The sequence below is a fragment of the Streptomyces melanosporofaciens genome (assembly GCF_900105695.1).
Lineage (GTDB): Bacteria > Actinomycetota > Actinomycetes > Streptomycetales > Streptomycetaceae > Streptomyces > Streptomyces antimycoticus.
In genome coordinates, this window is sequence record NZ_FNST01000002.1 from 1,080,540 (window position 1) to 1,098,596 (window position 18,057).

The window sequence follows — 18,057 nt, forward strand, 5'->3', positions numbered from 1 at the left end:
CGAGGAGGGCCGGGTGACGACCTATGACGAGCGAGCGAGCCTCAGCGATCTGACCACCACAGCGGAGCGGATCCGCCGGTCGGTGGAGGGTGTGATCGAGGGCAAGCCCGAGGTCGTACGGCTTTCGCTGACCGTGCTGCTCGCCGAGGGGCATCTGCTGATCGAGGACGTCCCGGGCGTGGGCAAGACCATGCTGGCCAAGGCGCTCGCGCGGTCCATCGACTGCTCCGTGCGGCGGATCCAGTTCACCCCGGACCTGCTGCCGTCCGACATCACCGGCGTGAGCATCTTCGACCAGCAGCGCAAGGAGTTCGAGTTCAAGCCGGGCGCCATCTTCGCCCAGATCGTGATCGGCGACGAGATCAACCGCGCCTCGCCCAAGACCCAGTCCGCGCTGCTGGAGTCGATGGAGGAGCGCCAGGTCACCATCGACGGGGAGAGCTACGAGCTGCCCAACCCCTTCATGGTGGTGGCCACGCAGAACCCGGTCGAGATGGAGGGCACCTATCCGCTGCCCGAGGCGCAGCGCGACCGCTTCATGGCCCGTGTCTCCATCGGATACCCCAGCCCGCAGGCCGAGCTGCAGATGCTGGACGTGCACGGCGGCGTCTCCCCGCTGGACGACCTGCAGCCCGTCGCGCACGCCCATGAGATCGTCAAGCTGGTCGAGGCGGTGCGCTCGGTGCATGTCGCCGAGGCCGTCCGGCGTTACGCGGTGGACCTGGTGGCCGCCACCCGCAGCCACCCCGATCTGCGGCTGGGCGCCTCGCCCCGGGCCACGCTGCATCTACTGCGGGCCGCCAAGGCATCGGCCGCGCTGGCCGGGCGGGAGTTCGCGCTGCCGGACGATGTGCAGTCCCTCGCCGTGGCGGTGCTGGCGCACCGGCTGCTGCCCACCGCGCAGGCCCAGCTGAACCGGCGCACCGCGGAGCAGGTCGTCACGGACATCGTGCAGCGCACCCCGGTGCCCACCTCCGGCTCGCGCGGCGCGGGTGGCGGAATGCCCCCGATGCCGCCCATGCCCCCGGCCGACTTCGGCCGGCAGCAGCCGGGCGCGCGGAGGCTGTGATGGCCGCAGGGGGGACGGACATGGGCCCCGAGGGCCCCGGCACCGGCGAGGACTCGGGCGGGCTGCGGGCCGCCCTCGCCGGGCTGACCACCCGCGGCCGTTCCTTCCTGGCCGCCGGGGTGGCCGCCGCGGTGTGCAGCTATGTCCTGGGCCAGGCGGATCTGCTGCGGGTCGGGCTGCTGCTGGCCGCGCTGCCGCTGGTCTGCGTGGCCGTGGTCTACCGCACCCGGTACCGGGTGGCGGGCAGCAGACGGCTCGCGCCCGCGCGGGTGCCGGCGGGCTCCGAGGCCCGGGTGCATCTGCGGATGGACAATGTCTCGCGGCTGCCCACCGGGCTGCTGATGCTCCAGGACCGGGTGCCCTATGTGCTGGGGCCGCGCCCCCGGTTCGTGCTGGACCGGGTGGAGCCGGGCGGCCGCCGCGAGGTGTCCTACCGGGTCCGCTCGGATCTGCGCGGCCGCTATCCGCTGGGCCCGCTGCAGCTGCGGCTGAGCGATCCGTTCGGGATGTGCGAGCTGACCCGCGCCTTCAGCGCCTACGACACGCTCACGGTGGTGCCCCGGGTCGAGCCGCTGCCCCCGGTGCGCCTGAGCGGCGAGGCCGCGGGGTACGGGGACGGGCGGCACCGCTCGCTGGCTCTGGCCGGTGAGGACGATGTCATCCCGCGCGGCTATCGCATAGGTGACGATCTGCGCCGGGTGCACTGGCGATCCACCGCGCGCTACGGGGAGCTCATGGTCCGCCGGGAGGAGCAGCCGCAGCGGGCCCACTGCACGGTGCTGCTGGACACCCGGCGTACGGCGCACTACGGCTCCGGGCCCGACTCGGCCTTCGAATGGGCGGTCTCCGGGGCGGCCTCGGCCGCGGTCCATCTGCTGGAGCGGGGCTATGCGGTCCGGCTGCTGACCGACTCCGGAAGCTCGGTGCCGGGCCCGGACGGCGGAGGCGGCTTCACCGGCTCCACCCATGACTCGGCGGAGACGGCCGGGCTGATGCTGGACACCCTCGCCGTGGTGGACCACTCCGACGGCGGAGGGCTCTCGCCCGCCTTCGAGGTGCTGCGGGGCGGCGGTGAGGGGCTGCTGGTGGCCTTCCTGGGCGATCTGGATGAGGAGCAGGCGGCGACGGCCGCCCGGATGCGGCACCGCACCACGGCCGCGGTGGCGTTCGTGCTGGACGGCGCGGCCTGGTCGCGCGGGGCGGAGTTCGGGGGCACACGGGAGCTGGAGGAGCGGCTGCGGCAGCTCCGCGAGGCGGGGTGGACGGCGCTGCCGGTCGGCCCGGGGGCCTCGCTGGCACAGCTGTGGCGGCAGGCCGACACCCAGGGCGCCACCCGGGCGGACGCCGGAGGTCCCACGATCGGCGGCATGACAGGGAGCTGGGCATGAGTGGGAGCGTTCGGCTCGCGATATGCGCTGCGCTGGCCACGGTGGCGGCGGCCTGTGCGCTGCTGCCGCTGGTGGACCCGGCGAGCTGGCTGTTGCAGGCCACCCTGTTGCTGGCGGTCCAGAGCGGGACGGGCGTGGCGGCCCGCCGGGTGCCGCTGGCCCGCCCGCTGACGGTGGCCACGCAGGCCGTGGTGACGCTGCTGCTGCTCACCCTGGTCTTCGCGCACGAGCAGGCGCTGGGCGGGGTGCTGCCGAGCCCGCAGGCCTTTCACGAGTTCGCGGTGCTGCTGCGCGACGGCGCCGACGACGTGGGGCAGTACGCGATCCCCGCGCCGCTCACCGATGGCATCCGGCTGATGCTGGTGGCCGGGGTGCTGGTGATCGGCCTGGTGGTCGACGCGCTCGCGGTGACCTACCGCAGCGCGGCCCCCGCCGGGCTGCCGCTGCTCGCGCTGTACTCGGTCGCGGCCGGCCTGTCCGACGCCGGGAGCGACTGGCTGTGGTTCCTGCTGGCGGCGGCCGGCTATCTGCTGCTGCTCCTGGCCGAGGGCCGGGACCGGCTCTCCCAGTGGGGCCGGGTGTTCAGCGGCGGCGCCCCGCGTCCGGGGGGTATGCCGCCCTCGGGCCTGGCCGGGGCCGGAGGCGCCCCGGCGCTCGCCCCGGTCCGCACCGGCCGCAGGATCGGTGTGCTGGCGCTCGGCATCGCGCTGGTGGTGCCCGCGGCGCTGCCGTCCCTGGACGGCGGACTGCTGGACCGGCAGGGCAGCGGCGGCGGGTCGGGCAGCGGCGGCGGCACGATCTCGGCGGTCAATCCGCTGGTGTCGCTGCAGGACAGCCTGAACCAGCCGGAGAACAAGGAGGTGCTGCGCTACCGCACCTCCTCGCAGACCACGCAGGATCTGTATCTGCGGATCGTGGCGCTGGACCGGTTCGACGGCACCTCGTGGAAGTCGTCCGAGCGGCATGTCACCGATGTGCCCGGGCAGCTTCCGTCGCCCGCCGGGCTCGGCCCCTCGGTCCGGGTCTCCTCGATCGACACCTCGATCTCGGCCGCCGACTGGTACGCACAGAACTGGCTGCCCCTCCCCTACCCCGCGTCCAGGGTCGAGATCGACGGGCGCTGGCGCTATGAGCCGGAGGGCCGCACGCTGGTCGGCGACCGCGGCCAGACCACCCGGGGCGCGCGCTACCGGGTCACCAGCCTGCTGGTGGAGCCGACGGCCGAGCAGCTGGCGGCCGCGCCCGCACCGCCCTCGCGGCTGCGCAAGGAGTACACCGAGGTGCCGGACTCGCTGCCGTCCGTGGTGGCCAGTACGGCGCGGGAGGTGACCGCCGGCGCGTCCAACGCGTACGAGAAGGCGGTCAAGCTCCAGGACTGGTTCGCGGTGAACGGAGGCTTCCGTTACGACACCGAGGTGCAGTCCGGCAGCGGCTCGGCCGCCATCGTCCGGTTCCTGAAGCAGAAGGAGGGCTTCTGCGTCCACTTCTCCTTCTCGATGGCGGCGATGGCCCGGACGCTGGGCATTCCGGCGCGGGTGGCGGTCGGGTTCACCCCCGGCACCGCCCAGGCGGACGGCTCGGTGTCGGTGGGCCTGAAGGACGCGCACGCCTGGCCCGAGCTGTACTTCGAGGGCGTGGGCTGGACCCGTTTCGAGCCCACCCCGAGCCGTGGCACCCAGCCCGACTACACGATGGAGCAGACGCCCTCGGGCAGCCCGTCCGACGAGCCGACGACCGAGCCCAGCACGACCTCCGAGCCGACGGCCGCCCCGACCGCCTCCGACAGCTGCTCCCTGGAGATGAAGAAGCTGGGCACCTGTGGAGGTGCCGCGGCCCAGCAGCCGGACAACGGCGCCTCGGGCGGGGGCTGGTCGGCGACCAAGGTCACCAGCTGGAGTTCGCTGGCGGTGCTGCTGGCCGTGGTGCCGCTGCTGCCCATGCTGTGGCGGCGGCGGATACGGACCCGCAGACTGGACGGCTCGGGCGGGCGCACCGAGCAGGACGCCGCCGACCGGGTCCTCGCCGCATGGCGTGAACTCACCGATTCGGCCTGGGACTTCGGCGTGCTGCCGGACGACTCGCTGACCTCGCGCAGAGCGGTGGCCCGCATGGTGCGGATCGCCGACCTCGACGACGATTCGGCCCGGGCGGCACAGCGGGTGGCCGAGGCGGTCGAGCAGGTGCTGTACGCACCGCGGCCGCGCCCGTTCGCGGGCGTCGCGGACGACGTCCGGCAGGTGCTGGCCGGGTTCCAGGCCAAGGTGGGGCGGCGGGAGCGGCTGCGGGCGCTGCTGGCCCCGCGGTCCGCGGCTCAGCTGGTGTGGGCGTGGGGACAGCGCTGGTCCGCGCTGGTCCAGCGGTGGGGAGCCCCCCGCTGGGCCCGCTGGGCCTCCCAGCTCCGGCCCCCGCGCGGCCAGGGGAGCTGACCTCCAGGCGGCCCGACCTCCGGGCGGCCCTGAGCCCTTGCGGCTGAGCCCCTGCGGCGTGTGCGGGGGGCTCAGGCCGCTCGGGCACGCCACGGGGCTCAGGGCCGCCCAGGCTCGCTCCAGGGCCCTGCGGGGCGGCCGGGGCCAGGCGCCAGGGTCCGGGACCCTATTGCGGGGCTGGGAGCGGGTTGCAGGCCCAGGACACGGTTGCGGGCCCAGGACACGGTTGCTGGGCTGGGACACGGCTTAAGGGCTACGGCCCGGAAGGGCTATCGCACGGTTGAGGGGCGGTCGCCAGTCGGCGACCGCCCCTCAACCGCTCATCCAAGAATTATTCTCAGTGGCCCTGCTCATCGCGGCGACGCTGCCACCGCTCCTCGATACGCGCCATCATCGAACGGCGCTGACGGCCCTGACGGCGGGGAGCCGCCCCGCCGCCGCCCTGCGCCTCACCGGGTTTGGGAGCCTTGCGCCAGCCGGTCACCGCGAGCACCGCACATCCCAGCATGATCAGGAAGCCCACCACGCTGATCCAGATCTGGGGAACGATCACTCCGACCATGAGGAGTGCGATGCCCACCAGAAAACCCGCGACCGCCTGGTAGACCCGTCGCCGGGTGTACGTGCGCAGGCCGCTTCCCTCAAGCGCTGTCGCGAACTTGGGATCTTCGGCGTACAACGCTCGCTCCATTTGCTCGAGCATGCGCTGCTCGTGCTCCGAGAGCGGCACGGAGTCCTCCTACTCGTCGGTCGCGGGGGGCGACCGGGTGCGACCCTTTCAGGATAGGCAGGGAATCGCCCCCGTGAAACCCGCCCCTCAACGCCAATTCGCCCACCCCGACGGGCGTGGCGAAAGTTGACGCTGAGACGTCCATTCCCCTCCCGCCGATTGGCCATGCCGGACGGTGTACCCCGATCATACGGGGCCTGGCGTCCAATCGGGTCTCCTGTGGCCGACTCCACCTGCGCCGCCCGTCGTCCGGTGGGGCAGGAGGAGCCGCTCAGTCGCGCTCGGCGAGAACGTGCAGCTGAGTGGCGACGGAGCGGAAGGCGGGCAGCCCGGCGGCGGCCTCCTCCAGCTGCAACAGGGCGTCCAGCGCCCCGGGCTCGGTGTCCACGAGCACTCCGGGGACCAGATCGGCGAAAACCCGCACCCCGTGCACCGCGGCGATCTCCAGACCGGCCGCCTCCACCAGCTCGGAGAGCTGGTCGGCGGTGAAGCGGCGCGGCATCGGGTCTCCGGAGCCCCAGCGGCCCTCGGGGTCAGTAAGCGCTTGCCGGGCCTCGGTGAAGTGACCGGCCAGAGCACGGGCCAGCACGGCACCGCCCAGGCCCGCCGCGAGCACGCTGAGGGTCCCGGCCGGGCGCAGGGCCGCCGCCGCGTTCCGCAGGCCCTCGGCGGGGTCGTCCACGTACTCCAGCACGCCATGGCAGAGCACCACGTCGTAACCGCCCCGCTCGACCACGTCGAAGAGCCCGTGGGCATCCCCCTGGACTCCGCGCACCCGGTCGGCCACCCCGGCCTCGGCGGCCCGCCGCTCCAGCGCGAACAGGGCGTTCGGGCTCGGGTCGACCACGGTGACGCGGTGGCCGAGGCCGGCCACGGGGACGGCGAAATTGCCGCTGCCGCCGCCGGTGTCCAGGACGTCCAGCGCACCGTGCACGGCCCCGCCCTCGGCGGCCTCCCGGCCCGTGGCCTTGGCCCGCCGTTCCAGGGCGTCTTTCAGGACCTCCCAGACCACGGCGGTACGGAGGGACGCACGGGGGCGCTGCGGGTCTGACACGGCGGGTGGCTCCTCGGCGCGGTGCCGCCACCGCCCCGAGGCGGTGACGACGGCTTACTGACGTCGGCGGTCCCAGCCTATTGCCTCCGTGGGGCGGGGTGCGCCGAGGCGGCCGCCCCCACCGGCCCCCGGTGGATACCGGACGGACAGCGGCCGGCGCCCGAGCGGTGCCCGGCGGACAGCGGCCGGGGCCCGAGCGGAGAGCGGCCTGCGCCCAGGCCGATGCCGCACGGCGCCCCAGCGGACACCGGCCCGCGCCGGGCCGGTCACCGGGCCACCTCTCACGCTCCCGACTCTCACGCTCCCGGCAGGCCCGGCTCGTCGCCCGGTGGGGCCTGGTGGGGCAGGGTGGGCTGCAGCATCAGCATGCGCTCCACCAGCCGCAGGAACATCGCGGTGGCACGCAGCAGATCGTCCGCGTCCCGCCGGCTCGCGGCGCCCTGTATCCCCGCCTCGGCGCGGGCCCGGCGCTCGGCGCCGGAGGCGAACAGCGCGCTCCACTCGGCCAGTTCGGGAGCGACCTCCGGCAGGACCTCCCAGGCGCTGCGGATCCGGGCGCGGCGGCGCGCGGTGGACTCGGGGCGGCCGCGCACGGCGAGCACGGCGGCGGCCGTGCGCAGGGCGGCCAGATGTGCGGTCGCAAAGCGCTCGTTGGCGGTCTCGAGCGCGGCGGCCTCCTCCAGACCCTGATGGGCCTGGGTGAGCAGACCGGCGGCGGCGGGCGGGGCGGACGCGCGGCGCAGCACGGGGTGGACATCGGTAGCGGGACCGGTCAACGAGGGGGCAGGGGCGGCGGCACGGTGCCGGCGCGCTGCGGCGGTACTGGCCATGACGAACCTCCTGTCGTCGCGTGGCGGCCGGTCGTGTGGTAAAGCGACCGCCGTATGGGGCCATCGTGGGGCACACCACTGACAATCGGCCCTGACCAGCGCGAACGACCCCGACGCCCCGCCTGCGCCCGCCATACTCCATACTGTTTTTGCACTGACCAGTCAGTTCAAAAATCAAGGAAGTGATGTGCGTGGGGGGAACCCCAGAAGCGGAGACCGGGGCGGCGGTGACGGCCGAGGGGCTCGGCGTCAGGGGGTCGCACGGCTGGGCGTTCCGCGGTGCCGACATCGCCGCCGACTCCGGTGCGCTGATCGCGATCGAGGGCCCGTCCGGCTCGGGCCGCACCTCCCTGCTGCTGACGCTCACCGGCCGGATGCGCCCCACCGAGGGACACGGCGCGGTCGGGGGCTTCCGGATTCCCCAACAGATGGCGCGCATACGCCGGATCGGCGCACTCGCGCACGTACCGGGCGTCACCGAGCTCGATCCGGTGCTCACGGTCGCCGAGCATCTGCGGGAGCGGTCCCTGCTGCGGCGCCGGTTCACCGACTCCCCGCGCGGGCTGCTGCGCCCGCGCCGTGAGCGGGCCGCCGCGTCCCGGGCCGGGGTCGAGGCGGCCCTCTCGGCCGCCGGGCTGGACCTCGACACGCTGCCCAAGGGGCCGCGTACGGCCGTACGGGACCTGGAACGGCTGGAGGCGCTGCGGCTGTCGATCGCGCTCGCGCTCATCGCCCGGCCGCGGCTGCTGGCCGTCGACGACGCCGACATGAAGCTCTCGGACGCCGAACGCGAGTGCGCCTGGGCGCTGCTGCGGGAGATCGCGGAGGGCGGCACCACGGTCCTCGCGGTGTGCAGCCAGGCCCCGGCCGACGCGGTCGTGGTCCGGACCGCGCGGAAGAGACCGGCCGAAAAGAGCCAGAAGGGCCAGAAGGCCGACGCGGACGCCTCCGCCACTCCCACCGCCCACGAGGCCGGACACGAGGCCGGACACGACGAGAACGAGAAGGGGGCGGCGGATGCGCTCGCCGAAACTCGCCGCGCTTGAGCTGAAGCGGTTCGGGAGGGGGAAGCTGCCGCGGGCAGCGCTGGCCGCCCTGCTCCTGCTGCCGCTGCTCTACGGCGCGCTGTACCTGTGGTCCTTCTGGGACCCGTACGGCAAGCTGGACAAGATCCCGGTCGCCCTCGTCAACTCGGACACCGGCGCCACCGTGAAGGGCGACCGCCTCACGGCGGGCGACGACATCAGCGGCAAGCTGCTCGACAGCAAGACCTTCGACTGGCACCGCACCAGCGCCGCCGAGGCCCGTAAGGGCGTCGCGAACGGCACGTACTACCTGTCGCTGACCGTGCCCTCGGACTTCAGCCGGCAGATCGCCACCAGCTCCGGCAATTCCCCGGAGACCGGCGCCCTCAAAGTGCGCACCAACGACGCCAACAACTACATCGTCGGCCAGATCTCCCGCTCGGTCTTCTCCGAAGTGCGCGCCGCGGCCTCCACCAAGGCGTCCCGCGGCTTCTACGACAACATCTTCATCTCCTTCGCCGATATCCACGGCGAGACGGAGAAGGCCGCCAAGAGCGCCGACAAGCTCGGTAAGGGCATCGGCAAGGCCAAGAAGGGCGCGGACGACCTCGCCGAGGGCCTGGCCAAGGCCAAGAAGGGCAGCCGCGATCTGAAGTCCGGGCTCGGCACGCTCTACAAGGGCTCCGGGACGCTCAAGGCCGGCGCGGGCGGCGTCGCCGACGGCACCCAGTCGCTGTCCGACAAGGTCAACGACGTGGCGGCCAAGGTGCGTCCGTTCCTCAGGGAACACGGCAAGGAGATCGGGGACGTCTCCCAACTGGTCGCCGACGCCTCCCGGAAGGCGTCCGACAGCCTCGACACCCTGCCCGAGACGACCGCCACGGCGGCCACCAAGGCCCGTAAGGCGTCCGACGACCTCGCCGCCGACTACCGGACCCGGTGCGAGGGGGCGGTGCCCGCGGACCCGGACTGTCCCGCGCTCAAGAAGTCGGTGGCGGCGGCCGACATTGCCGCCGATGTGGCCGAGGACGTCAACAAGCTGGTGCAGGACCACACCACCCAACTCGACGCCCTCGGCGGTCATCTGGACGATCTGCACGACCAGGCACTCTGGCTCGCGCGGAACGCCCCGCACCTGGGCACCGACCTCGACACCGCCGTACGGAAGGTCAACGCCCTCAACTCCGGGGCGCAGAAGGTCGCCAAGGGCGCCGGAACCCTGCACACCGGGCTGAGCACCGCCAAGACCGGCGCCTCCGACCTCGACAGCGGCGTCGGTAAGGCGCGCGGCGGCGCGGACACCCTGGGCGGCGGGATGTTCCGGCTCGTCGACGGCTCGGGCAAGCTCTCCGGCGGACTGCACGACGGCGCCGACAAGATCCCCGACTACGGCAAGCAGGACCGGGACGCCCGGACCGAGGTGATGGCGGACCCGGTGCGGCTGGTCAACCAGGCGCTGCACAAGGCGCCCAACTACGGCACCGGTTTCGCCCCGTACTTCATCCCGCTCTCCCTGTGGGTCGGCGCGATGGTGGCCTACATGCTGATCCAGCCGCTGAACAAGCGCGCGCTCGCGGTGGGTGCCTCCTCCTGGCGGATCGCGTTCGCGGGCTGGCTGCCGGTCGCCGCGATCGGTGTGTTCCAGACACTGGCCCTGATGGCGGTGTTGCACTGGGCGATCGGCCTGCAGATGGCGCGGGCCGCGGGCACCCTCGGCTTCCTGATGCTGGTGACGGCCTGTTTCGCGGCGATCGTGCAGTGGCTGAACGCCCGCTTCGGACCGGCCGGCCGGATCCTGGTGCTGGCCCTGCTGATGCTCCAGCTGACCTCGGCGGGCGGCACCTATCCGGTGCAGACCAGTCCGCGCTTCTTCAACGCCATCCACCCCTTCCTGCCCATGACGTACGTGGTGGACGGGCTGCGCCGGCTCATCACCGGCGGTGGGCTCGGCCCGGTCTGGCTGGCCTGTGGGGTGCTCCTGGGATTCGGCGTGGCGGCCCTGGCGCTCACCGCGTGGTCGGCGCGGCGCCGACAGGTGTGGTCGGTGGACCGGCTGCATCCGGAGCTGAGCCTGTGAGCGGCATAACATCAACAACGGGCAGAATCGGCGCCATGGACAGCAGCAGCACGCGCCGCCAGGCCACACGCCAGAAACTCTTCGAGGCAGCGGTGACCCTCATCGCGGAACAGGGCTTTTCCTCCACCACCGTGGACGAGATCGCCGAGCGGGCCGGGGTGGCCAAGGGCACGGTCTACTACAACTTCGCCAGTAAGACCGTGCTCTTCGAGGAGCTGCTGCAGCACGGCATCGAGCTGCTGACCGCGTCCCTCCAGAGCGCCGCCGACGAGAACGCCGAGCGCGGCGGCAGCCATGTGGACGCGCTGGACGCCATGGTCCGGGCCGGGCTGGACTTCATCTCCCGCTATCCGTCGCTGACCCAGCTGTACGTGGCCGAGCTGTGGCGCACCAACCGCGCCTGGCAGTCCACCTTGATGATGGTCCGGCAGCGGGCCATAGCGGTGATCGAGGCCGAGCTGCGGGCCGGGGTGGCCGCACACGAGTTCAGCGGGGAGATCGACATCCCGCTGACGGCGTCGGCGCTGTTCGGGATGGTGCTGGTGGCCGCCCTGGACTGGCAGTCCTATCAGCCGGAGCGGTCGCTGGAGGATGTGCACGCGGCGCTGTCGCGGCTGCTGCAGGGCCGCGTCGGCAGGACCGTGGCCTCCGGATAGCCGGCCGCGCCTGCGGATGGCCCGGTGTGGCGGGCGGATCGGCCCCCCGGGCACACGTAGAAGGCGCTGTTCCGGCAGATCGACTTTCGTCGAGCTGACCGGAACAGCGCCTCCCCCCGTAACTCCCCCGTACTTCCCCCGTTGGAGGCTCCTGGTCCGGAGACTCCCGGTGACTCCCACCTTTCGTCCGGGCCGCCGCGCCGTTCCGCCGCCCCGTGCCGGCGGTCCGGCGCGCGGCCCTTCCGTATGCACCACTCTCTCGTCCGAGCAGGTGGTGGCCCATCCGCGCGACTACTCATCTCCCCGGCTGAGTACGCGTACTCAGGTCTGCGCACTCGTCCCCAGGCGCGGTGGCCCGGCTGTCGGTGGGGGCGGATAAAGTCGCGGTCATGGCACGGATTGTGGTGATCGGCTCCGGGATGGGCGCCATGGCGGCGGCCGCCCGGCTGGCCGTGGCGGGCCACCGGGTGGTGGTGTACGAGCGCGGACGGACCCATGGCGGCGGGGTCGGCCGCTTCGCGCGGGACGGATTCCGCTTCGACACCGGCCCGGGGCTGCTGCACCTGCCCGCCGTCTACCGGGATCTGTTCGTGAAGACCGGCAAGCAGACCCTGGAGCAGAGCGTCGAGCTCATCCAGGTCGACCCGGCGAGCCGCCATCTCTTCGCCGACGGCACGGATGTCCGGCTGCCCAATGCCTCACGGGCCGGGGTGCTCCAGGCGCTGGACGGCGCCTTCGGCGCGGGCGCGGGCGAGCGCTGGAGCGATCTGGTCAACCGGGCGCGCGAGGTGTGGGACGCCACCCGCAGGCCGCTTCTGGAGGAGCCGCTGCGCGCCGACTGGCGGGTCCTGGGCCGCGATCCCTATCCGGCCGCCCCCGTGCGGCGCGGGCGGCTCGGTGGCCTGTTCGGCCGGGGCGGTGCCGACGGCCCGCCCACGCTCGCCGGGGTGGCGCGCCGTGAGCTGAAGGATCCGCGAGCCGTGGCCCTCCTGGAGAGCCATGCGCCGGCGCACGGCCTCGACCCGCGCTCCGCCCCCGCCGCGGCCACCGTGCTGCCCTACATCGAGCAGACGTTCGGCACTTGGTATGTGCGCGGGGGCATGCGGGCGCTGGCCGATGCCCTCCATGAGCGCTGCCGTCAGCGGAAGGTCGAGTTCCACTTCGACGCCGAGGTCACCGGCATCGTGGAGAAGGACGGCCGCGCGGCGGGTGTGGAGCTGGCCGACGGCACCGTCGCGGAGGCCGACGCGGTGGTCTCGGGCATCGACCCCGCCCTGCTGCCCCCGCTGCTCGGCGGGCAGGCGCCCTGGCGGAAGGGGGACGTGCGGCCGGAGCCCGCCGCGGGCGGCGGCACGCCGGGGCGGCTGACCGTCTTTCTGGCGCTGCGCGGCGCCCGACCCGAGGACACCGCACACCGCACCGTGGTCCACGCCCCGGACCGGGAGGCGGAGTTGGTCGCCGTCTTCGGTGACGGAAGCGGGCTCCGCGAGCCCTGCCCCCACCCCACGGTCACCGTGCTGCGCCCGGACGACCCCACGGTGCGCCCGGACGAGGAGCACGAGGCCGTCACCCTTACCGCCGTCGTCGCCCCGCACGGCCCGGTGGACTGGACGGACGGCGCGGCGGCGGAGCGGGACGCCCAGCGGCTGATCACGGCCGCCGAGGCCGCGATACCGGGGCTGCGGGACCGGATGCTGTGGCATGAGGTCCGCACACCCGCCGACACCGGGGCGGAGACGGGTGCCAGGGGCGGTGCCGTGCCGGGCCCGGTGCTCGCCGGGGCGGACGGCGCGTTTCTGCGGCCCGCCAATGTCACCCGGCTCCCGGGCCTGTATCTGGCGGGCGGCTGGGCCCATCCGGGCGGCGGGCTCGCCCACGCCGGGATGTCGGGCGCGCTGGTGGCCGGGCTGATCGTCGAGGGCGAGGACTGGCGCGGCTCCCAGTAGAGCGGTCCCAGGAAACACGCGAGCCCGCTCCCAGGAAACACGCGAGCCCGCTCCCGGGGAGCGGGCTCATCCGGCAGCGGTGCTCAGCAGCGCTGCCGACGCAGAAGCGCTGTCGATTTCAGTAGCGGTACTGCTCGTCGAAGCCCTGGGGGTAGCCCTGCCCCTGGGCCTGGCCCTGTTGCTGCTGCTGGTACGGATACGCCTGCTGGTCCGGCGCGGGCGCGGCGTCGCCTTCGCGCTGCTGCGGCACCCAGGGCCCGCCGGACTGCGTCACGTCGTACGCCGGGTCCGGCGAGGGGTAGGAGGCGTCGGCCGCCCAGTGGTCGCCGCCGTAGGCCCCGCCGCCGTACGGATCCTGCTGGCCGTAGGCCGCGTACTGGTCGGCGTACTGCTGCTGGCCGTAACCCTGCTGGTCGTAAGCCTGCTGCTCATAGGGCTGGGCCTGGGGCTGGGCGCCGCCGTACGGGTCCTGGCCGTAGGCCGCGTACGCCTCGTTCCCGTAGCCGTACTGCCCGCCCTGGGCCATCTGGTCCGCGTAGACGTCCTGGCCGTAGTTCTGGCCCTGCCCCTGGCTGTGGTCCTGCTGCGAGCCGTAGCCGCCGTACGTCTCGTACGCGCTGTAGCCACCGGCCGCCTCGTCGCTGTACGCGCCAGCGGCCGGGGTGAAGGCGGACGGCTCCTCGTAGACGCCGTACTCACCGGTGTCGTCGGGCAGCGGCTGCGGCTGGTATGTGGGCGGCTCCGGCTGCGCCGCCGGGACCGCCTCCAGGTCGGACACCTCGAGGATCGGCTCCTTGTCCGCGTCGTCCGGCCGGGGGGCGCGCTCCTCGCGGCCGAGCAGCCCGGGCAGCCCGCCGCTCAGCGCCCAGCCCGCGGCGAAGCCGCGCCGGAAGGAGAGCGTCACATACGTCTGGCCTATGGCGAAGGCGATCGCCCCCACCCCGATCACCGGAACCGAGGGGATCAGCACGCCGACGACCACGCCCAGAAAGCCGACGAAGGCCAGCAGCCGCCAGCGCAGCCGCGCCTTGTACTGCAGGAGGACCTCCCCCAGCAGCCACAGCGCGACGACGCCGAAAGCGATGTAGAGGACCGTCCAGCCCATGCCCGCCCCTCTCAATGCGGCCGCCCGTCGGCTGCCGTCATCAGGATCAGGACCGCTGATGCAGTCCCAGATTCTCGTAGATTTCCAGCGTCGCCGGGGAGTGGTTCAGGGTGATGAAGTGCAGCCCGGGGATCTCCTCGGCCATCAACCGCGCGCACACCTCTGTGGCGTAGTCGATTCCGATCGAGCGTACAGCCGCCGGGTCGTCTTTCACCGCCAGGATCCGTTCGGCCAGTTCGGGCGGGAACGCGGCATTGCTGAGCTGCGCGAAACGCTCGATCTGCTTGACGTTCGTGACGGGCATGATCTCAGGGATGATCGGTGTCGTACAGCCCGCCGCGGCGACCCGGTCGCGCAGCCGCAGATAGTCCTCGGGGTAGAAGAACATCTGCGTGATGGCGAAGTCGGCGCCCGCTCGGCACTTGTCGATGAAGTGACGGATGTCGGTGTCCCAGTCCGTCGAGCGGGGGTGCATCTCGGGGAACGCGGCCACGCCGACGCAGAAGTCGCCGGACTCCTTGATCAGCCGGACCAGCTCGACGGCGTAGTTGAGGCCGTCCGGGTGCCGGACCCACTCCCCCGTGGGGTCGCCCGGCGGGTCGCCGCGCAGGGCCAGCATGTTCCGGATCCCGGCATCGGCGTACTGCCCGATGATGTTGCGCAGGTCGGCCCGGGAGTGGTTGACGGCGGTCAGATGGGCGACGGGGGTGAGCGTGGTGTCCGTGGCGATGCGCTCGGTGACGCGCACGGTGCCCTCACGCGAGGAACCGCCGGCTCCGTAGGTCACGGAGACGAAGGTGGGCGAGACGGCTTCCAGCCTGCGGATGGCGTTCCACAGCGTCTGCTCGCCCTTCGCCGTCTTGGGGGCGAAGAATTCGAAGGAATACGACTGCTCGCCCGATGCGAGCAGATCGCGCACGGTCCGCGCGCGATCGGTCCTGGTGGAAGCGGTGCCTAGGGCCATACGAGCAGGCTATCCACCCGGCTCCGCTACGCCCACCCGACCCCGGAGATTTGGGGGTTTTGCCAGCTTTCTGTCCGCAGTGCGGACAGTTCGGTGCGCTCTCGACCGGCGGACGGGCCGGGCGGGATGAAAACCGGGTGAAAGCCAGGTGAAGAGCCGGGGCCGGGCGCCGGTCAGGCCGCGCGCACCCGCTTGGCCAGTTCCGCCGTCGCCGCCGCCGGGTCGTCCGCGGCGGTGATGGCCCGGACCACGACGATGCGGCGGGCGCCCGCCTCCAGGACCTGATCCAGGTTGGACGCGTCGATTCCGCCGATGGCGAACCACGGCCGCTCGGTGCCGAGCGCCGCGGCGTGGCGCACCAGGGGCAGCCCGGGGGCGTGGCGGCCCGGCTTGGTGGGGGTGGGCCAGCAGGGGCCGGTGCAGAAGTAGTCCACCCCGGGCTGGACGGCCGCCGCGTCCACCTCCGCCTCCGCATGGGTGGAGCGCCCGATCAGCACGTCCGCGCCGAGGATCGCGCGCGCCGCGGGCACCGGCAGATCGCCCTGGCCCAGATGGAGCACATCCGAGCCGATGGCATGTGCGACATCGGCGCGGTCGTTGACGGCGAGCAGCTTTCCGTGGCGGCGGCAGGCGTCCGCGAAGACCTGGAGGTGCTCCAGCTCCTCGGCCGCCTCCGTCTCCTTCTCCCGGAGCTGGACGATGTCCACCCCCGCCGCCAGGACGGCGTCCAGGAACTCCGGCAGGTCGCCCTGGCGCTTCCGTGCGTCGGTGCACAGATAGAGGCGGGCGTCGGCCAGCTGCTCATGAGCGGTGGCGGTGGTGGACATGGTTCGGTACCCCCGGAGGGTCGGCGGCGTACGGGCCGTGCGCGGAGCCCGGCCCGTACGCCGTGTACGACAACGTACGACTAGGTGCGATGACATGCGACTACGTGCCGCTGCGCGCGACAAGGACGACATAAGCGCGGGAGCGACCAGCCCTGTACACGCCCCGTACGAGCTGAGGACGAGCCCCGTACGGAAGGCAGCGGAAGGCTGGAGGGGAGCGGCGTCAGACGGCGAGCGCCTGCGCGCGCCGCTTCACTTCCGTACCGCGATTCTCGCCCAGGGCCCGTGCCGGGGTGCCGGGCAGGCTCGGGTCGGGGGTGAAGAGCCACTCCAGCATCTCTTCGTCGCTGAAGCCGTCGTCCTTCAACAGCGTCAAGGTGCCCACGAGGCCCTTGACGACCTTTCCGTCGACGATGAACTCCTCGGGCACCTGAAGCACCCTGTTCTCGCCACGGCGCACCGCGATCAGCTGGCCCTCCTTGACCAGCTGCCGGACGCGCGTCACCTCGACACCGAGTCGTTCGGCGACGTCGGGGAGGGTGAGCCAGGCGGGGACGAGAGCATCGATCTTTGCGTCAATCTCGGTCACGGAACAAGCCTGCCATCTGGGACTGACAGTGGGTAGCCGGGCGCCCGCCGCGCGGGCCGCTTCAGCCCGCCCCGGACGCCTCGGACGCCCCGCCGACTGACCGGCCGGCCGGTCAGCAGACGGCCGACTTCAGCGGCACCGACGGGTCCTCGGCCCGTGTCCGGTCCAGCCGGGCGCCGCGCTCGATCAGCTTGCGCCCCTGGGCCAGATCGCGCGGACGGCCGACGGCCAGCAGGGCGACCAGGGCGCCCTCGCGCAGCCAGCACACCGACCAGGCGGCACCGGCAGGATCGCCGCGCCAGACCAGTTCGTCGGCCTGCGAATGGTGCCCGGCGTACTGCACGAAGCGCCCGAACTGCTCGGACCAGAAGTACGGCACCGGGTCGTAGACCGCGCCGGGGAAGTGGGCGGCCGTCCGGCTCCCCACCACATTGGCGGCCACGGTGCGCGGCCCCTGCAGCGCGTTGTCCCAGTGGTGCACCAGCAGCCGCGTGCCGTAGCGGGCGGACGGGAAGGAGGCGCAGTCGCCGACCGCGTAGACGTCCGGCGCCGAGGCGCGCAGCCGGTCGTCGGCGGCGACGGAGCGGTCCTCGGCCAGCTCCACGCCCGAGCCCGCCAGCCAGTCCGTGGCCGGCCTGGCCCCGATCCCGACGACCACCGCGCCCGCCCGCAGCCGGGTGCCGTCGCCGAGCACCAGCCCGCTCTCGTCCACGGCGGCCACCCGGGCGCCGGTCACCAGCCGGGCGCCATAGTCCTCGTACCAGGCCGCCATGGGGGCCGCGACCTCGGCCGGGAGGGCGCCCGCCAGCGGCCGGTCCGCGGCCTCGACGACGGTCACGGCGCAGCCCGCCTCGCGCGCCGCCGTGGCGAACTCCGCGCCGATCCAGCCCGCCCCCACGACCGCGATCTCGCGCTGCCGGGCGAGCACCGGGCGCAGCCTCACGGCGTCGTCCAGGGTGCGCAGCAGATGGACGCCGGGCACGTCCTCGCTGCCCGGCAGCGGGACCGGCTCGGCGCCGGTGGCGATCACCAGGACGTCGTACGGGAGCTGTCCGGTCGCGGTCTCGACGAGCCGCTTGTCCGTGCGGAGCCCGGTGACCTGGACGCCGAGCCGCAGCGCGATGCCGAGCCCGGCGAAGTCCACGTCGAGCGTCGATCCCTCGGCCTTGCCGAGCAGCACGGCCTTGGACAGCGGCGGCCGGTCGTAGGGCTGGTGGGTCTCCGCGCCCAGCAGGACGATCTCGCCTGTCCAGCCCTGTTCGCGCAGCGCGACGGCGGTCTGCACCCCCGCCATGCCCGCTCCGACGATCACCACCCGCTGTTCGCCGCCACCGCTCGAGGACGGCTTCGTCGTCGTCTCATCGCTCACAC

15 protein-coding genes are annotated in these 18,057 nt (G+C 73.1%); 7 read left to right on the top strand and 8 right to left on the bottom strand.

Features of this window, described 5'->3' with window-relative positions:
- The first annotated feature begins 13 nt into the window (after window positions 1-13).
- The 3 genes from BLV72_RS07450 to BLV72_RS07460 are packed head-to-tail and all read left to right on the top strand — an operon-like array spanning window position 14 to window position 4,883.
- On the top strand, window positions 14-1,069 hold the full coding sequence (locus BLV72_RS07450) for an AAA family ATPase (RefSeq protein ID WP_059143451.1): 1,056 nt from the start codon (window positions 14-16) through the stop codon (window positions 1,067-1,069).
- Complete coding sequence (locus BLV72_RS07455; RefSeq protein WP_208905577.1) at window positions 1,069-2,457, top strand: DUF58 domain-containing protein; 1,389 nt, start codon at window positions 1,069-1,071, stop codon at window positions 2,455-2,457. The genes BLV72_RS07450 and BLV72_RS07455 overlap by 1 nt, the downstream gene beginning before the upstream one ends.
- Entirely contained in the window at window positions 2,454-4,883 is a 2,430-nt protein-coding gene (locus tag BLV72_RS07460; RefSeq protein ID WP_093461113.1) for a transglutaminase TgpA family protein, read from the top strand. The genes BLV72_RS07455 and BLV72_RS07460 overlap by 4 nt, the downstream gene beginning before the upstream one ends.
- A 337-nt stretch (window positions 4,884-5,220) precedes the next feature.
- Here the strand turns inward: BLV72_RS07460 and BLV72_RS07465 are convergent, their stop codons facing one another.
- From BLV72_RS07465 to BLV72_RS07475, 3 genes are all read right to left on the bottom strand, one after another.
- Window positions 5,221-5,613, bottom strand: a complete 393-nt coding sequence (locus BLV72_RS07465; RefSeq protein WP_078640935.1) for a DUF3040 domain-containing protein — start codon at window positions 5,611-5,613, stop codon at window positions 5,221-5,223.
- A 271-nt stretch (window positions 5,614-5,884) separates the two neighbouring features.
- A complete protein-coding gene (locus BLV72_RS07470; protein WP_093461116.1) occupies window positions 5,885-6,667 on the bottom strand; it encodes a methyltransferase in 783 nt (260 codons plus the stop codon).
- 296 nt (window positions 6,668-6,963) lie between these two features.
- Entirely contained in the window at window positions 6,964-7,497 is a 534-nt protein-coding gene (locus BLV72_RS07475) for an SAV_6107 family HEPN domain-containing protein (RefSeq protein ID WP_093461118.1), read from the bottom strand.
- 185 nt (window positions 7,498-7,682) lie between these two features.
- On the opposite strand from BLV72_RS07475, the gene BLV72_RS07480 reads away from it, so the two are divergent.
- The 4 genes from BLV72_RS07480 (at window position 7,683) to BLV72_RS07495 (ending at window position 13,201) form a co-directional block, all read left to right on the top strand.
- Window positions 7,683-8,543: an ATP-binding cassette domain-containing protein gene (locus BLV72_RS07480; RefSeq protein ID WP_093461120.1), complete on the top strand. Its 861-nt coding sequence runs from the start codon at window positions 7,683-7,685 to the stop codon at window positions 8,541-8,543.
- On the top strand, window positions 8,515-10,599 hold the full coding sequence (locus BLV72_RS07485; protein WP_093461123.1) for a YhgE/Pip family protein: 2,085 nt from the start codon (window positions 8,515-8,517) through the stop codon (window positions 10,597-10,599). Before BLV72_RS07480 ends, BLV72_RS07485 begins: the two co-directional genes overlap by 29 nt.
- A 35-nt stretch (window positions 10,600-10,634) precedes the next feature.
- A complete protein-coding gene (locus BLV72_RS07490; protein WP_093461124.1) occupies window positions 10,635-11,255 on the top strand; it encodes a TetR/AcrR family transcriptional regulator in 621 nt (206 codons plus the stop codon).
- Window positions 11,256-11,644: 389 nt separating this feature from the next.
- The gene (locus tag BLV72_RS07495; RefSeq protein ID WP_093461126.1) at window positions 11,645-13,201 is read left to right on the top strand and encodes a phytoene desaturase family protein; all 1,557 of its coding nucleotides are present in this window, start codon (window positions 11,645-11,647) and stop codon (window positions 13,199-13,201) included.
- Between the two features lie 118 nt (window positions 13,202-13,319).
- Here BLV72_RS07495 and BLV72_RS07500 read toward each other — a convergent pair whose 3' ends face one another.
- From BLV72_RS07500 to BLV72_RS07520, 5 genes are all read right to left on the bottom strand, one after another.
- Window positions 13,320-14,306 carry a hypothetical protein gene (locus BLV72_RS07500; protein ID WP_093461127.1) on the bottom strand — a complete coding sequence of 329 codons (987 nt, stop codon included), beginning with the start codon at window positions 14,304-14,306 and terminating at the stop codon, window positions 13,320-13,322.
- Window positions 14,307-14,352: 46 nt separating this feature from the next.
- Window positions 14,353-15,270, bottom strand: coding sequence for a methylenetetrahydrofolate reductase [NAD(P)H] (metF, locus tag BLV72_RS07505; RefSeq protein WP_093461129.1), 918 nt, complete (start codon window positions 15,268-15,270; stop codon window positions 14,353-14,355).
- A gap of 173 nt (window positions 15,271-15,443) precedes the next feature.
- Window positions 15,444-16,097 (bottom strand): thiamine phosphate synthase, encoded by a 654-nt coding sequence (gene thiE / locus BLV72_RS07510; RefSeq protein ID WP_093461130.1) that lies wholly within the window; start codon window positions 16,095-16,097, stop codon window positions 15,444-15,446.
- Window positions 16,098-16,320: 223 nt separating this feature from the next.
- A complete protein-coding gene (locus tag BLV72_RS07515) occupies window positions 16,321-16,686 on the bottom strand; it encodes an Rv2175c family DNA-binding protein (protein WP_059143438.1) in 366 nt (121 codons plus the stop codon).
- Window positions 16,687-16,798: 112 nt separating this feature from the next.
- Complete coding sequence (locus BLV72_RS07520) at window positions 16,799-17,980, bottom strand: NAD(P)/FAD-dependent oxidoreductase (RefSeq protein WP_244321380.1); 1,182 nt, start codon at window positions 17,978-17,980, stop codon at window positions 16,799-16,801.
- Window positions 17,981-18,057: the final 77 nt, after the last annotated feature.

Coding starts and splice junctions, on each gene's coding strand:
- BLV72_RS07455 (WP_208905577.1), top strand. CDS start 1,069: ATGGCCGCAGGGGGGACGGACATGGGCCCCGAGGGCCCCGGCACCGGC.
- BLV72_RS07460 (WP_093461113.1), top strand. CDS start 2,454: ATGAGTGGGAGCGTTCGGCTCGCGATATGCGCTGCGCTGGCCACGGTG.
- BLV72_RS07475 (WP_093461118.1), bottom strand. CDS start 7,497: ATGGCCAGTACCGCCGCAGCGCGCCGGCACCGTGCCGCCGCCCCTGCC.
- BLV72_RS07480 (WP_093461120.1), top strand. CDS start 7,683: ATGTGCGTGGGGGGAACCCCAGAAGCGGAGACCGGGGCGGCGGTGACG.
- BLV72_RS07485 (WP_093461123.1), top strand. CDS start 8,515: ATGCGCTCGCCGAAACTCGCCGCGCTTGAGCTGAAGCGGTTCGGGAGG.
- BLV72_RS07490 (WP_093461124.1), top strand. CDS start 10,635: ATGGACAGCAGCAGCACGCGCCGCCAGGCCACACGCCAGAAACTCTTC.
- BLV72_RS07495 (WP_093461126.1), top strand. CDS start 11,645: ATGGCACGGATTGTGGTGATCGGCTCCGGGATGGGCGCCATGGCGGCG.
- BLV72_RS07500 (WP_093461127.1), bottom strand. CDS start 14,306: ATGGGCTGGACGGTCCTCTACATCGCTTTCGGCGTCGTCGCGCTGTGG.
- metF (WP_093461129.1), bottom strand. CDS start 15,270: ATGGCCCTAGGCACCGCTTCCACCAGGACCGATCGCGCGCGGACCGTG.
- thiE (WP_093461130.1), bottom strand. CDS start 16,097: ATGTCCACCACCGCCACCGCTCATGAGCAGCTGGCCGACGCCCGCCTC.
- BLV72_RS07520 (WP_244321380.1), bottom strand. CDS start 17,980: ATGGCGGGGGTGCAGACCGCCGTCGCGCTGCGCGAACAGGGCTGGACA.